Source organism: Streptomyces sp. NPDC107528, from assembly GCF_055639295.1.
Genome location: NZ_JBVKAV010000003.1, coordinates 514,120 through 529,272, shown reverse-complemented (window position 1 = coordinate 529,272; position 15,153 = coordinate 514,120). Strand labels below are relative to the sequence as shown.

At 69.3% G+C, this 15,153-nt stretch carries 11 protein-coding genes, 1 pseudogene and 1 riboswitch; of the genes and pseudogenes, 11 read left to right on the top strand and 1 reads right to left on the bottom strand.

Going from position 1 to position 15,153, the window contains the following annotated elements:
- Nucleotides 1-47: 47 nt before the first annotated feature.
- The 9 genes from ACZ7L5_RS12235 (at nucleotide 48) to ACZ7L5_RS12195 (ending at nucleotide 10,394) form a co-directional block, all read left to right on the top strand.
- Nucleotides 48-1,112 carry a polyprenyl synthetase family protein gene (locus tag ACZ7L5_RS12235; RefSeq protein ID WP_362382031.1) on the top strand — a complete coding sequence of 355 codons (1,065 nt, stop codon included), beginning with the start codon at nucleotides 48-50 and terminating at the stop codon, nucleotides 1,110-1,112.
- Between the two features lie 143 nt (nucleotides 1,113-1,255).
- On the top strand, nucleotides 1,256-3,271 hold the full coding sequence (gene shc / locus ACZ7L5_RS12230) for a squalene--hopene cyclase (protein ID WP_471516532.1): 2,016 nt from the start codon (nucleotides 1,256-1,258) through the stop codon (nucleotides 3,269-3,271).
- Nucleotides 3,271-3,912 (top strand): phosphorylase family protein, encoded by a 642-nt coding sequence (locus tag ACZ7L5_RS12225; RefSeq protein WP_363034455.1) that lies wholly within the window; start codon nucleotides 3,271-3,273, stop codon nucleotides 3,910-3,912. The genes shc and ACZ7L5_RS12225 overlap by 1 nt, the downstream gene beginning before the upstream one ends.
- A gap of 6 nt (nucleotides 3,913-3,918) precedes the next feature.
- Nucleotides 3,919-4,941 (top strand): adenosyl-hopene transferase HpnH, encoded by a 1,023-nt coding sequence (gene hpnH, locus ACZ7L5_RS12220; RefSeq protein ID WP_362381989.1) that lies wholly within the window; start codon nucleotides 3,919-3,921, stop codon nucleotides 4,939-4,941.
- Between the two features lie 4 nt (nucleotides 4,942-4,945).
- Nucleotides 4,946-6,121, top strand: coding sequence for a flavodoxin-dependent (E)-4-hydroxy-3-methylbut-2-enyl-diphosphate synthase (gene ispG / locus ACZ7L5_RS12215; protein WP_471516531.1), 1,176 nt, complete (start codon nucleotides 4,946-4,948; stop codon nucleotides 6,119-6,121).
- A gap of 31 nt (nucleotides 6,122-6,152) precedes the next feature.
- Nucleotides 6,153-8,153 carry a 1-deoxy-D-xylulose-5-phosphate synthase gene (gene dxs / locus ACZ7L5_RS12210; protein ID WP_471516530.1) on the top strand — a complete coding sequence of 667 codons (2,001 nt, stop codon included), beginning with the start codon at nucleotides 6,153-6,155 and terminating at the stop codon, nucleotides 8,151-8,153.
- A complete protein-coding gene (locus tag ACZ7L5_RS12205; protein WP_471516529.1) occupies nucleotides 8,150-9,535 on the top strand; it encodes an aspartate aminotransferase family protein in 1,386 nt (461 codons plus the stop codon). The genes dxs and ACZ7L5_RS12205 overlap by 4 nt, the downstream gene beginning before the upstream one ends.
- Nucleotides 9,536-9,612: 77 nt before the next feature.
- Nucleotides 9,613-10,275, top strand: a complete 663-nt coding sequence (locus tag ACZ7L5_RS12200; RefSeq protein WP_471516528.1) for a helix-turn-helix domain-containing protein — start codon at nucleotides 9,613-9,615, stop codon at nucleotides 10,273-10,275.
- The gene (locus ACZ7L5_RS12195; protein WP_328877900.1) at nucleotides 10,272-10,394 is read left to right on the top strand and encodes a DUF6126 family protein; all 123 of its coding nucleotides are present in this window, start codon (nucleotides 10,272-10,274) and stop codon (nucleotides 10,392-10,394) included. Before ACZ7L5_RS12200 ends, ACZ7L5_RS12195 begins: the two co-directional genes overlap by 4 nt.
- A gap of 86 nt (nucleotides 10,395-10,480) precedes the next feature.
- Here the strand turns inward: ACZ7L5_RS12195 and ACZ7L5_RS12190 are convergent, their stop codons facing one another.
- Complete coding sequence (locus ACZ7L5_RS12190) at nucleotides 10,481-11,278, bottom strand: tyrosine-protein phosphatase (RefSeq protein WP_471516527.1); 798 nt, start codon at nucleotides 11,276-11,278, stop codon at nucleotides 10,481-10,483.
- A 189-nt stretch (nucleotides 11,279-11,467) separates the two neighbouring features.
- Between ACZ7L5_RS12190 and ACZ7L5_RS12185 the strand changes: the two are divergent.
- Together ACZ7L5_RS12185 and ACZ7L5_RS12180 are read left to right on the top strand one after the other, a co-directional pair.
- Nucleotides 11,468-13,534, top strand: a pseudogene (locus ACZ7L5_RS12185) (alpha-galactosidase).
- A gap of 307 nt (nucleotides 13,535-13,841) precedes the next feature.
- Nucleotides 13,842-13,999, top strand: a riboswitch (cyclic di-AMP (ydaO/yuaA leader).
- 4 nt (nucleotides 14,000-14,003) lie between these two features.
- Nucleotides 14,004-14,942: a LysM peptidoglycan-binding domain-containing M23 family metallopeptidase gene (locus ACZ7L5_RS12180; RefSeq protein ID WP_471516526.1), complete on the top strand. Its 939-nt coding sequence runs from the start codon at nucleotides 14,004-14,006 to the stop codon at nucleotides 14,940-14,942.
- Nucleotides 14,943-15,153 lie beyond the last annotated feature (211 nt).

Genomic DNA, 15,153 nt, shown 5'->3' with positions numbered 1-15,153 from the left:
GCCCCCGCACCCCCGGTACCGCAACAAGAGGAGAGAACGTGCCCACTGTGCCCCCGGCCTCGAAGGCCGCTCGAGAGACCGCGGTCGACGTGACCGCGCTCCTGGAGCGCGGTAGGACCCTGGCCACGCCGGTACTGCGGGCGGCGATCGACCGCCTGGCCCCTCCCATGGACACCGTTTCCGCCTACCACTTCGGCTGGATCGACGCCGACGGCAAGCCCACGGCCGGCGACGGCGGCAAGGCCGTTCGTCCCGCCCTCGCGGTGCTCTCCGCCGAGGTCACTGGTGCCACGCCCGAGGTCGGCATCCCCGGCGCCGTCGCCGTCGAACTGGTCCACAACTTCTCGTTGCTGCACGACGACCTGATGGACGGCGACGAACAGCGCCGCCACCGCGACACCGTCTGGAAGGTGCACGGCCCCGCCCAGGCCATCCTCGTCGGCGACGCCCTGTTCGCCCTCGCCAACGAGGTCCTGCTGGAGCTCGGCACCGTCGAGGCCGGCCGCGCCACCCGTCGCCTGACCACCGCGACCCGCGCCCTCATCGACGGCCAGGCGCAGGACATCTCCTACGAGCACCGCGACCGCGTCAGCGTCGAGGAGTGCCTGGAGATGGAGGGCAACAAGACCGGCGCCCTGCTCGCCTGCGCCAGCTCGATCGGCGCCGTGCTCGGTGGCGCGGACGACCGCACCGCCGACACCCTGGAGAAGTACGGCTACCACCTGGGCCTCGCCTTCCAGGCCGTCGACGACCTCCTCGGCATCTGGGGCGACCCGGTCTCCACCGGCAAGCAGACCTGGAGCGACCTGCGCCAGCGCAAGAAGTCCCTGCCGGTCGTGGCCGCGCTCGCGGCGGGCGGGTCCGCCTCCGAGCGGCTCGGCGAGATCCTCGCCGCCGACGCCAAGAGCAGCGACTTCGAGAACTTCTCGGAGGAGGAGTTCGCCGCCCGCGCCGCCCTCATCGAGGAGGCGGGCGGCCGTGAGTGGACCGCCGACGAGGCACGTCGTCAGCACGCCGTCGCCGTTGAGGCCCTCGACGCCGTCGACATGCCCGACCGGGTGCGGGACCAGTTCACGGCACTCGCCGACTTCGTCGTCGTACGAAAGAGATGAGCACCACCGGGCGAAAAGAGATGATCAGTATCGGTCGAATAACCCTCGCTTAGTCGCCGGCCGGTGCAGCGTGAACGAGCGCACCGGCCGACGGCGGACCCACAGCAGACGCACTACCAGGAGCACTGCACGAAGGGGAAGCCATGACAGCGACGACCGACGGAAGCACCGGGGCACTGCCGCCCCGGGCAGCCGCGGCCAGCGACACCGACAGCGAAATCCCCGCGGCGGCCGGGGTCCACGAAGCCGCCGTACGCGCCGCCCGGCGCGCCACCGACTTCCTGCTGGCGAAGCAGGACGCCCAGGGCTGGTGGAAGGGCGACCTCGAGACGAACGTCACCATGGACGCCGAGGACCTGCTGCTCCGTCAGTTCCTGGGCATCCGCGACGAGAAGACCACGCAGGCCGCCGCGCTCTTCATCCGGGGGGAGCAGCGCGAGGACGGCACCTGGGGCACCTTCTACGGCGCGCCCGGCGAACTCTCCGCCACCATCGAGGCGTACGTCGCCCTCCGCCTGGCCGGTGACGCGCCCGACGCCCCGCACATGGCGAAGGCCTCCGCCTGGATCCGCGAGCAGGGCGGCATCGCCGCCTCCCGCGTGTTCACCCGGATCTGGCTGGCCCTGTTCGGCTGGTGGAAGTGGGAGGACCTGCCCGAACTCCCGCCGGAGCTCATCTACTTCCCCACGTGGGTACCGCTCAACATCTACGACTTCGGCTGCTGGGCACGGCAGACCATCGTCCCGCTGACGATCGTCTCCGCGAAGCGCCCGGTACGGCCCGCGCCCTTCCCGCTCGACGAACTGCACACCGACCCGGCGAACCCCAACCCGCCCAAGCCCCTGGCCCCGGCGGCCAGTTGGGACGGAGCCTTCCAGCGACTCGACAAGGCCCTGCACCAGCTGCGCAAGGTCGCACCGCGCAAGCTGCGCAGAGCGGCCATGAACAGCGCCGCCCGCTGGATCATCGAGCGGCAGGAGAACGACGGCTGCTGGGGAGGCATCCAGCCGCCGGCGGTGTACTCGGTCATCGCCCTGCACCTGCTCGGCTACGACCTCCAACACCCCGTGATGCGCGAGGGGCTGGCATCGCTGGACCGTTTCGCCATCTGGCGCGAGGACGGGGCCCGGATGATCGAGGCCTGCCAGTCGCCGGTCTGGGACACCTGCCTCGCGACCATCGCGCTGGCCGACGCGGGGGTGCCCGCCGACCATCCGCAGCTCGTCAAGGCCGCTGACTGGATGCTGGGCGAGGAGATCGTCCGGCCCGGTGACTGGGCGGTCAAGCGTCCTCAACTGCCCCCGGGCGGCTGGGCGTTCGAGTTCCACAACGACAACTACCCCGACATCGACGACACCGCGGAGGTGGTCCTCGCGCTGCGCCGGGTCAAGCACCACGACCCGGAGCGGATGGAGCGGGCGATCGGGCGCGGCGTGCGCTGGAACCTCGGGATGCAGTCGAGGAACGGGGCGTGGGGCGCGTTCGACGTCGACAACACCAGCCCGTTCCCCAACCGGCTGCCGTTCTGCGACTTCGGCGAGGTCATCGACCCGCCGTCGGCGGACGTCACGGCCCACGTGGTGGAGATGCTGGCCGTCGAGGGCCTCGCCCACGACCCGCGCACCCGGCGCGGCATCGAGTGGCTGCTCGCCGAGCAGGAACCGGACGGCTCGTGGTTCGGGCGCTGGGGCGTCAACTACGTCTATGGCACCGGATCCGTCGTACCCGCCCTGGTGGCGGCCGGCTTCCCGGGCTCGCACCCGGCGATCCGCCGCGCGGTGAGCTGGCTGGAGTCCGTCCAGAACGACGACGGCGGCTGGGGCGAGGACCTGCGCTCCTACAAGTACGTCAAGGAGTGGAGCGGCAAGGGCGCGTCCACGGCCTCGCAGACCGCGTGGGCGTTGATGGCGCTGCTGGCGGCGGGGGAGAAGGACTCCAAGGCCGTCGAGCGCGGCATCGAGTGGCTCGCCGCCACCCAGCGGGAGGACGGCTCCTGGGACGAGCCGTACTTCACCGGCACCGGCTTCCCCTGGGACTTCTCGATCAACTATCACCTCTACCGGCAGGTCTTCCCGCTCACCGCACTCGGCCGGTACGTCCACGGGGAGCCCTTCCCCGAGAAGCCCAAGGCATCGCTCGCCGAGGTCAAGGTGAGCTGATGACCCCACAGCCCGCCCCGGCCCCGTTGCTGATCGCCTGCGCGCTCGGCATCGAGCAGTTCGCCCTGCGCACGAGCGACCGCGGCGGTGCCGGCGGGCCCGTCACCGTGCTACGGACCGGCATGGGCCCCCGGGCGGCCGAGCGCTCCGTGACCAGGATCCTGGCCGACCCGGCCCTCAGTGGTGCCGCCGTGCTCGCCACGGGGTTCTGCGCGGGGCTAGCCCCCGGTATGCACCCCGGCGACCTGGTCGTCGCCGAGGAGACCCGGGATCCGGGGGGAACCATTCCGTGCGTCGGGACCGACCTACTCGTCAAAGAGCTCGCGCGGACCATTCCAGGCCGCACCGTCCACACCGGACCCCTCACCGGCTCCGATCACATCATCCGTGGTCAGGAACGGTCCGATCTGCTCTCGACCGGCGCAATCGCGGTCGACATGGAATCGGCGGCCACGCTCCTGAGCGCCGTGCGCGCGGGTGAGCGCCCGGTTGCGGCCGTCCGGGTGGTCGTGGACGCTCCAGAACATGAACTCGTCCGGATCGGCACGTTGCGCGGTGGAATATCAGCTTTCCGCGTCCTTCGTTCCGTTCTACCCGCATTCTTTGAATGGCACCGTTCTTTGCTGCTCCCCAGGAGGTGAGCCCAGATGGCCATGCCGCTGCGTCAATCCATCAAGGTCGCTACTTACTTGGCCGAACAAAAGCTCCGTCGGCGGGACAAGTTCCCGCTGATCGTCGAGCTGGAACCGCTCTTCGCCTGCAACCTCAAGTGCGAGGGCTGCGGCAAGATCCAGCACCCGGCCGGAGTACTCAAGCAGCGCATGCCGGTGGCCCAGGCCGTGGGGGCCGTGCTCGAATCCGGTGCGCCGATGGTGTCCATCGCCGGCGGCGAGCCGTTGATGCATCCGCAGATCGACGAGATCGTGCGGCAGCTGGTGGCCAAGCGGAAGTACGTCTTCCTGTGCACCAACGCCCTGCTGATGCGCAAGAAGATGGACAAGTTCAAGCCCTCGCCCTATTTCGCCTTCGCCGTGCACATCGACGGCCTGCGCGAGCGCCACGACGAGTCCGTGGCCAAGGAGGGCGTCTTCGACGAGGCCGTGGAGGCGATCAAGGAGGCCAAGCGACGCGGCTTCCGGGTCACCACCAACTCGACCTTCTTCAACACCGACACCCCGCAGACCATCATCGAGGTGCTCAACTTCCTCAACGACGACCTCAAGGTCGACGAGATGATGATCTCGCCCGCCTACGCCTACGAGAAGGCCCCCGACCAGGAGCACTTCCTCGGCGTCGAGCAGACCCGCGAGCTGTTCAAGAAGGCCTTCGCGGGCGGCAACCGCAGGAAGTGGCGGCTCAACCACTCCCCGCTGTTCCTCGACTTCCTCGAGGGCAAGGTCGACTTCCCGTGCACCGCGTGGGCGATCCCGAACTACTCGCTGTTCGGCTGGCAGCGCCCCTGCTACCTGATGAGCGACGGCTACGTCCCGACGTACCGCGAGCTGATCGAGGACACCGACTGGGACAAGTACGGCCGCGGCAAGGACCCGCGCTGCGCCAACTGCATGGCGCACTGCGGCTACGAGCCCACCGCCGTCCTCGCCACCATGGGCTCGCTCAAGGAGTCGCTGCGAGCCATGCGCGAGACGGTCTCCGGAAACCGGGAGTGACGTCATGACCGCCATCTCCTTGGGCGTTCCCGAGGTACCCCTCCGGCCGATCGCCGAGCGGCGTGTGTCGCGGCAGATCCAGGTCGGCCCGGTGGCGGTCGGGGGCGGTGCCCCGGTGTCGGTGCAGTCGATGACGACGACGCGTACGTCGGACATCGGGGCCACTCTCCAGCAGATCGCGGAGCTCACGGCCTCCGGCTGCCAGATCGTGCGCGTGGCCTGCCCGACGCAGGACGACGCGGACGCGCTCGCCACGATCGCCCGCAAGTCCCAGATCCCGGTGATCGCGGACATCCATTTCCAGCCGAAGTACGTGTTCGCGGCGATCGAGGCCGGCTGTGCGGCGGTCCGTGTCAATCCCGGCAACATCAAGCAGTTCGACGACAAGGTCAAGGAGATCGCGCGGGCGGCCAAGGACCACGGCACGCCGATCCGCATCGGCGTCAACGCCGGCTCGCTGGACCGCCGTCTGCTCCAGAAGTACGGCAAGGCGACGCCGGAGGCGCTCGCCGAGTCGGCGCTGTGGGAGGCGTCGCTCTTCGAGGAGCACGACTTCCGGGACATCAAGATCTCGGTGAAGCACAACGACCCGGTCGTGATGGTCGAGGCGTACCGGCAGCTGGCCGCCCAGTGCGACTATCCGCTGCACCTCGGCGTGACGGAGGCGGGCCCGGCGTTCCAGGGCACGATCAAGTCGGCCGTGGCCTTCGGGGCCCTGCTCTCCCAGGGCATCGGCGACACGATTCGCGTGTCCCTCTCGGCCCCGCCGGTCGAGGAGGTCAAGGTGGGCATCCAGATCCTGGAGTCCCTGAACCTCAGGCAGCGCGGCCTGGAGATCGTGTCCTGCCCGTCGTGCGGGCGTGCGCAGGTCGACGTCTACAAGCTGGCCGACGAGGTCACGGCGGGCCTGGAGGGCATGGAAGTGCCGTTGCGGGTCGCCGTCATGGGGTGTGTGGTGAACGGCCCCGGCGAGGCGCGGGAGGCGGACCTGGGGGTCGCCTCCGGCAACGGCAAGGGCCAGATCTTCGTCAAGGGCGAGGTGATCAAGACCGTCCCCGAGTCCAGGATCGTCGAGACCTTGATCGAAGAGGCGATGAAGATCGCCGAGCAGATGGAGCGGGACGGGGACGCCACGGGCGCCTCCATCGTCACGGGGAAACCAGAAGTGACTGTGAGCTGAAGCAAGGCACGGACCGAGAGGGGGCCCGAGCGTGACGATTCTGGAGAGCATCCGGCGACCACGTGACCTGAAGGCGCTGTCCGAGGCGGAACTCGGTGACCTGTCCGACGAGATCAGGGAGTTCCTGGTGCACGCGGTCGCCAGGACCGGTGGACATCTCGGGCCCAATCTGGGGGTGGTGGAACTCTCCATCGCGCTCCACAGGGTCTTCGAGTCGCCGGTCGACCGCATCGTCTGGGACACGGGTCACCAGAGCTACGTACACAAGCTTTTGACGGGTCGTCAGGACTTTTCCAAGCTGCGCGGCAAGGGCGGCCTGTCCGGCTACCCGTCACGCGAGGAGTCCGAGCACGACATCGTCGAGAACAGCCACGCCTCCACCGCGCTCGGCTGGGCCGACGGCCTGGCCAAGGCGCGCGATGTGCAGGGTGAGAAGGGGCACGTCGTCGCGGTGATCGGCGACGGGGCGCTGACCGGTGGCATGGCCTGGGAGGCGCTCAACAACATCGCGGCCGCCAAGGACCGGCCCCTGATCATCGTCGTCAACGACAACGAGCGCTCGTACGCGCCCACCATCGGAGGCCTCGCCAACCACCTGGCCACCCTGCGTACGACCGACAGCTACGAGAGGGTCCTGGCCTGGGGCAAGGACGTACTGCTGCGGACACCGCTGGTGGGCAACACGATCTACGAGTCGCTGCACGGCGCGAAGAAGGGCTTCAAGGACGCCTTCGCGCCGCAGGGCATGTTCGAGGACCTGGGTCTGAAGTACGTCGGCCCGATCGACGGGCATGACATCGGCGCTGTCGAGTCCGCGCTGCGGCGGGCCAAGCGCTTCCACGGGCCCGTGCTGATCCACTGCCTCACGGAGAAGGGGCGCGGCTACGAACCCGCCCTCGCCCACGAGGAGGACCACTTCCACACCGTCGGGGTGATGGACCCGCTGACCTGCGAGCCGCTCGCGCCGTCCAACGGACCCTCCTGGACGTCGGTGTTCGGCGACGAGATCGTGCGGATCGGCGAGGAGCGCGAGGACGTCGTGGCGATCACGGCGGCCATGCTGCATCCCGTCGGGCTCGGCAAGTTCGCGGAGCGGTTCCCGGGCCGGGTCTGGGACGTCGGGATCGCCGAGCAGCACGCGGCCGTGTCGGCGGCGGGGCTCGCGACGGGTGGGCTGCACCCGGTCGTCGCCGTCTACGCGACCTTCCTGAACCGTGCCTTCGACCAGCTGCTGATGGACGTCGCGCTGCACGGGTGCGGGGTGACCTTCGTACTGGACCGGGCCGGCGTCACGGGCGCCGACGGGGCGTCCCACAACGGCATGTGGGACATGTCGATCCTCCAGGTCGTGCCGGGTCTGCGGATCGCCGCGCCGCGCGACGCCGACCAGCTGCGGGCACAGCTGCGGGAGGCGGTGGCCGTCGACGACGCGCCCACGCTGGTGCGGTTCCCCAAGGAGTCGGTCGGACCGTCGATCCCGGCGGTCGACCGGGTGGGCGGCCTGGACGTGCTGCACCGGGACGCGGGCGAGCCGGAGGTCCTCCTGGTCGCCGTCGGCGTGATGGCCCCGGTGTGCCTCCAGGCCGCCGAACTGCTCCAGGCACGCGGCATCAGTTGCACCGTCGTCGATCCGCGTTGGGTCAAGCCGGTCGACCCCGCTCTCGCACCGCTCGCCGCCGGGCACCGGTTGGTTGCCGTGGTCGAGGACAACAGCCGCTCGTCCGGAGTGGGCTCCGCCGTGGCGCTCGCGCTGGGCGACGCCGAAGTCGACGTGCCGGTAAGGCGGTTCGGCATCCCGGAACAGTTCCTCGCGCACGCCAAGCGGGGCGAGGTGCTCGCCGACATCGGGCTCACGCCCGTGGAGGTCGCCGGTCGGATCAGCGCGAGTCTCGCGCTCAAGGAGGCCGAGGTCGGCCAGGGCGGCCGTACCGGCAGCGATCGCGGTCGTGCCAGCGGTGATGACGGTCGTGCCGACGTACCGGTCAAGAAGAAGGCAGCCAAGGGGAAAGCAGTCAAGGAGAAAGCCGAATGACCACGGAGTTCGACCTCGGCCACCTCCTCGCCGAGCGCGGAGCCGAGCGCTACGAGCTGCACTCCAAGTACCTCAACCACCAGCTACCGCGCATGCTGCACACCATCGGCTTCGACAAGGTCTACGAGCGGGCCGAGGGCGCGTACTTCTGGAACGCGGACGGCGACGACCACCTGGACATGCTCGCCGGGTTCGGGGTGATGGGCCTGGGGCGCCACCACCCCGTCGTCCGCAAGGCGCTGCACGACGTCCTCGACGCCCAGCTCGCCGACCTGACCCGGTTCGACTGCCAGCCGCTGCCCGGGCTGCTGGCCGAGAAGCTGCTCGCACACAGCCCGCATCTGGACCGGGTGTTCTTCGGCAACAGTGGTACGGAGGCGGTGGAGACCGCGCTGAAGTTCGCGCGGTTCGTCACCGGCAAGCCGCGCATCCTGTACTGCGACCACGCCTTCCACGGGCTGACCACCGGCTCGCTGTCGGTCAACGGCGAGTCCGGGTTCCGGGACGGCTTCGCCCCGCTGCTGCCCGACACGGCCGTACCACTCGGCGATCTCGACGCCTTGGCAAGGGAGTTGAAGAAGGGCGACGTCGCCGCCCTGATCGTCGAGCCGATCCAGGGCAAGGGCGTGCACGAGGCCCCGCCCGGCTATCTGCGGGCCGCCCAGGAGTTGCTGCACCAGCACAAGGCCCTGCTCATCGCCGACGAGGTGCAGACGGGGCTCGGCCGGACCGGCGACTTCTACGCCTATCAGCACGAGGACGGTGTCGAGCCGGACCTGGTGTGCGTGGCCAAGGCGCTCTCCGGTGGATATGTGCCGGTGGGCGCCACCCTCGGCAAGGACTGGATCTTCAAGAAGGTCTACTCGTCCATGGACCGCGTGCTGGTCCACTCGGCGAGCTTCGGGTCCAACGCACAGGCCATGGCCGCCGGGCTCGCCGTGCTGTCCGTCATCGAGGACGAGCAGATCGTCGCGAATGCGCGGGCGACCGGGGAGCAGCTGAGGTCCCGGCTCGCGGCACTGACCGACAAGTACGAACTGCTCGCCGACGTCCGCGGGCGGGGCCTGATGATCGGCATCGAGTTCGGCAGGCCCGACTCGCTGAAGCTGCGGAGCCGCTGGACCATGCTGCAGGCCGCGCGCAAGGGCCTGTTCGCGCAGATGGTCGTCGTACCGCTGCTTCGGCGGCACCGGATCCTCACCCAGGTCTCGGGGGACCACCTGGAGGTGATCAAGCTGATCCCGCCGCTCATCATCGGCGAGCGCGAGGTGGACCGGTTCGTCGACGCCTTCACGGACGTGATGGACGATGCCCACAGCGGGGGCGGGCTGATGTGGGACTTCGGCAAGACGCTGATCAAGCAGGCGGTCGCCAACCGCTGACATCCCGGGCCCCGAGCGCTTTTGCCTCTGAGGCAAGGAATTTGCCGCAGAGGCAATCCTCGGGCTGAATGGAGAGCATGAACTCTCCCGAGGCAGAGCCACAGCCAGAGCCCGACCCCGGGGTCGACGCCGAGGCTGATGCGACCGGGCTGGTCGATGCCCTGCCGGCCGTCGCGCCCCAGCTCCGCGCGCTGCGCCGCCGTGCCTCCCTCACGCTGGAGGCCGCGGCTCGCTCGGCCGGCCTGTCGCCCGCGCACCTGTCCCGCCTGGAGACCGGACAGCGTCAGCCCTCGCTGCCGATGCTGCTCGCGCTCGCACGTATCTACGGTACGACCGTCTCCGAGCTGCTCGGCGAGACGGTCGCCGACCGGGACGCCGTGGTGCGTGCCGCCGACATGGAGCCGACCGCGGCCGGCGGCTGGACGTACTGGCAGGCGGGCGCGTCAGGGCGTGGGATGCAGGCCCTGCGCGTCCACGTGCCGTACGGCTCGCAGGGCGACATCGTGCGCGTGCATCCCGGCGAGGAGTGGCTGCACGTCCTCAAGGGGCGGCTGCGGCTGCGCCTCGGGGACGCCACGCACCGGCTCGAGCCCGGCGACAGCGCGCACTTCGACTCGCTCACCCCGCACCGGATCGCCGCCCTCGACCAGGACGGGGTCGAGCTCCTGTTCGTCCACACCCTGCTGCAGAGCCCTACGGCCACCCTGTGCCTGGGCCCCACCCCTGGAGAGACGCCATGAGCGACATGGAGGAGAAGTTCCCGCGAGCCCTGTGGGTGCGGCTCATCATCTACATCGCGGTGGGGCACGTCTTCGCGGCGTTCATCTACCTGCTCTTCGAGATGGGCGCGCGGCAGTAGCCGGGCAGCAGCAGCCAGGCAGCAGCAGCCGGGTCGGAGGGCCGCGAAGCGCGTTCGCACAGGGCGTGCACCGCCGCCGCCCGGCGTCAGTCGAGCAGACGCTCCCGCAGCCGCTCCCGGGTCTCCGGGGTGAGCCCGAGGCCCTGCTCCAGGTAGGTGTCGACGCCGCCCCACACCTCGTCGATCGTCTCGAGGGCCGCCGTCAGATACTCGGCCCGCGCGTCGAACAGTGGGCTGAGCAGCTCCATGACCTCCGGCGAGTAGGCCGAGGCGTCGCTGCCGCTGCGGCGCACCTTGTAGCGGCGGTGCTTGGCGTTGGACTCCAGATAGTCGGCGACGATCGCCTCGCGCTCGACGCCGAGAGCGAGCAGCGTCACGGCGATGGACAGGCCGGCGCGGTCCTTGCCGGCCGCGCAGTGCATCAGGGCGGGGACGCTGTCCTCCGCGAGTGCGTGCAGCACCCGGGAGTGCTCCGCGGTGCGCTCCCTGATGATCATGCGGTAGGAGGCGATCATCCGGTCGGCGCCCTTGCCGTCGGCCAGGATCTCGCGGAGCTGGTCCAGGTTGCCGTCCCGGACCATCTTCCAGAATTCGGCGCCGTCCGCGGGGTCCGACAGCGGCAGGTTCACATTGCGTACGCCCCGCAGCTCCACATCGGCGCCTTCCAGCTTCTGGTCGGCCGCGTTGCGGAAGTCGAAGATCGTGTGCAGCCCCAGGGTGTCGAGGAAGGCAGCGTCGTCCTCGGTCGCGTGCGCGAGGTGGCCGCTGCGAAACAGGACCCCGTGTCGCACCCGCCGTCCGTCCACCGTCGGCAGTCCGCCCACATCGCGAAAGTTGCGAACTCCGGCCAGCTCGGGCTCGGTCGACGGGATCTGCTGCGTCACGGGGGCTCCTCCCAGTCGGCCCGTCGACGCGGCTCGGCGATGCGGCCGACGGGGTGCGCTGTCGACGATACGACATGGCTTCCTGGGCCAATGAGTTGTCCACAGGCGTTGCCCCGGGGCAGCTCGAACCTTGATGATGTAGATACTTGGTGATATTCATTCGTATCTGTTTAGATCTGTAAGGGCTTGATGCTGGAGATCTCCGGCAACGGCCGTACGTGGCTCCTCTCCGGGCCGACCAGCAGTTACGCCGTCCATCTGACGGACGCCGAGGAGCTCCTGCACCTCCACTGTGGGCCACGCATCGCCCTCGCCGAGCCGAGGCCCTCGCCGTGCGCCCGCTGCCGGAGTACTGGACCTTCGAATCCCGCTCGACGGCCGCGAGGAGCACCCGGTCGCGGGCGGCCCCCACTGCGTACGGCCCGCCCCTGTCCGTGCGCACCGACGAGCGGCGTGGCACCGAGTGGGGTTTCGAGCGGTACGAGGCCGAGGGCGACGAGCCGCGGTTGCGCTTTCGTGACGGCGGGCTGGACGTCACCCTGCACTACCGGATGCGCGCAGACGTCGTGGAGCGCTGGGTCACCCTGGACAACCAGGCGCCCGTCCTGGAGCTGCTGCGCGCCGACTCGGCCGCCTGGACGCTGCCCGACCGGCAGAGCTGGCGGTTGTCCCAGCTGCACGGCCGCTGGGGTGCCGAGTCCCGGCTTGCGCAGGGTCCCCTCAACTACGGTGAGAAGGTCATCGGCAGCCGCCGCGGACACACCGGGCATCAGCATCTGCCCTGGGTCGCGCTCGACACGGACGCAACCGAGGAGCGCGGCGAGGTCTACGGCTGCGCTCTCGGCTGGTCGGGATCCTGGCGCATCGCCGTGGCGCAACTCCCCGACGCGCGCGTGCAGATCACCGGCGGTGCCGGACACGACGACTCCGGCTTGCTGCGCCTGGCGGCGGGGGAGTCCTTCACGACGCCCGTCTTCGCCGGCCTGTGGAGCGACGGCGGCTTCGGCGGGGCCAGCCGCGCCTGGCACGCGTTACCAGCGTGCGTTCGTGATCCCGGACGCGGACCGGGACCGGCCGGTGCTGTTCAACTCCTGGGAGGCCACGGAGTTCGACATCTCAGAGGAGCAGCAGAGCCTGCTCGCGCGGCGGGCCACGGCCATCGGCGTCGAGCTGTTCGTCGTCGACGACGGCTGGTTCGGGAAGCGCACCAGCGACCGCGCCGGGCTCGGGGACTGGACCCCCAACCCCGACCGCTTCCCGTCCGGGCTCAAGGCGCTCGCCGAGTATGTGCACGCACTCGGCATGCAGTTCGGCATCTGGGTCGAAACGGAAATGGTAAATCCGGACAGTGAGTTGTATCGCGCCCATCCTGAATGGGTTCAGCATCAAACGGTACGAAAGCGGACGGAACTCCGCAATCAACTCGTACTGAATCTCGCGCGCGACGACGTCCAGGAGTACCTCTGGGAACAGCTCGACGGGCTACTCTCCAGTGCCCCGATCGACTATGGAGTGGGACTTCAACCGCTGCTTCACCGACGCCGGCTGGCCCGGTGAGGCATACCCGCAGCGCCTGTGGGTCGACCATGTCCGCGCCTTGTACGGCCTGCTGGACCGGCTGCGCGCCGCTCACCCCGGCGTCGCCTTCGAGTCCTGCTCGGGTGGCGGCGGACGGATCGACCTGGGCGCGCTCAGCCGTACCGACCAGGCGTGGACCTCGGGCAACACCGACCCCCTCGACCGGCTCGCGATCCAGCACGGCTTCAGCCAGATCCAGTCGGCGAGGGCCATGGCCGCCTGGGTGACGGACAGCCCGAACGCCATGCTCAACCACCGGGCCGCCACCCTGCGCTTCCGGTTCGTGAGCGCCATGGCCGGCGTGCTCGGCGTCGGCGGCGACCTCACCCGGTGGACCGAGGGCGAGCTCGCCGAGGCAGGGAGTGGGTGACGCTCTACTAGGAGATCCGGCCCCTGGTGCAGCACGGCGACCTGTATCGGCTGCGGCCTCCGAAGGGCGGGCCGAGTGCGGTGCAGTACGTGCTCGGTGACGAGACGGTCGTCCTGGCCTGGCTCCAGGCCCAGAGCTACGGCGAGCCCGCCCCGGCGCTGCGGCTGCGCGCCCTTGACCCGACAGAATCGTACGAATGCCTTGAAACGGGCGAAGTTCACCGAGCGGCTGTATTGGCGCATCACGGACTTCGCACCGGCCTACGGGGTGACCTTGATGCGACGGTTATCCGACTGCGTCGCATCTAGGAGTTCTGTCCTAATTGGCGCCTTCATTCCAACTCGCTCTGGAGTAAAGGGAGCTGGAGAAGTGTCACGTGAGGAGCGTCATATTCGTGACCGTGCGTCGCTCGTCATGTTCACGTAATTCACATGCTTTTCGAGGGGTTTTGAGTCCGGCGACGTCCGCATAATTCACGGAGTGTGACCGGTAATTCCCACAAGGGATCAACAGGAACGCATTCGGACGGAACCCCTCACTTGTTCCCGTGCGTCTTTCTCGCTTACGTTCCACACCAATCCGGACGGACGCCTAATCCTGCCGCCGACCGGATCCCGCGCTAACTCACCCGTACCCGGCAGGAGCGGGGGACCCACAGGTACAACCGCCTGTTCCGGTCTCCGGAACGGCTTGGGGTCAAGTCGCGTCCCGACGCGACCGGGCATCTCCAGCCCGCACCCGACAGCTCACCTCGCAGGCGCCGGAGAGGAATTCGCCATGCCCGCGAAGGGTAAGCATCGCCGCCCGAAGTCCCTGCGCTTCACCCGCTCCATCGCCGTCGCCGGAACCGGTGGCGCCGCTCTCGCTCTCCCGCTCATCGGAGCCACCGGCGCCCACGCCGCTCCCTCTCAGTCCGTTTCGGAAAAGGCCGTTCAGTCCGCTCCGGTCGCCGAGAAGAAGGCCAGCGACAAGAAGGCGGACGCGCGGACCTATTCGGTCAAGGTCGGCGACTACCTTGCGAAGATCGCCGACGACCAGAACGTCAGCGGTGGCTGGAAGAAGCTCTACGCCGACAACCGTGAGGCCGTCGGCGCGGACCCGGCGCTGATCCACCCCGGTCTGAAGCTCACCATCGGCGGCAAGCAGGCCGAGAGCGCCCCCAAGTCTTCGTCCGCGCCCTCGTCTTCCTCCTCCGCGCCTTCGAAGTCGTCCTCGGACACGACCGCCTCGAAGTCCTCGGCGTCCAAGTCCGCCGCGTCGAAGACCACCACGACCGCGCAGAGCGCCGACAACGCCGGCGCCTCCAGCGGCTTCTCCGCCCCCCTCGACGGCGCCACCCTCGGCACCGCCTACAAGGTGGCGGGCAGCATGTGGTCCAGCGGCTACCACACCGGTGTCGACTTCTCCGCCCCCACCGGCACCCCCCTGAAGGCGGTCGGTGCGGGCACCGTCGTCTCGGCCGGCTGGGGCGGCGCGTACGGCAACCAGGTCGTCATAGAGCTCGCCGACGGCCACTACGCCCAGTACGCCCACCTGTCCTCGCTGTCCGTCTCCAGCGGCCAGTCCGTGACGGGGGGCCAGCAGATCGGACTCTCCGGCGCGACCGGCAACGTCACCGGCCCGCACCTCCACTTCGAGATCCGCACCACCCCGGACTACGGCTCGGACCTGGACCCGGTCGCCTACCTCCGCTCGAAGGGCGTCTCCATCGGCTGACGCCTGCCGCGGAACCACCTGCCTGACACGCTGCCGAAGGCCGGACCCAGATCCCCGGGTCCGGCCTTCGGTCCGCGCGCACACGGCTGCATGGCGGTTGCGCCCACAACACCCCTCATCAGAGGGTTATTCCACGTTTGGTGAACACTTTAGGAGTGGCTTATCTCACCGCTCGTCAACCCCGTCCTACGGTCGCGTAGGTCACATTCGA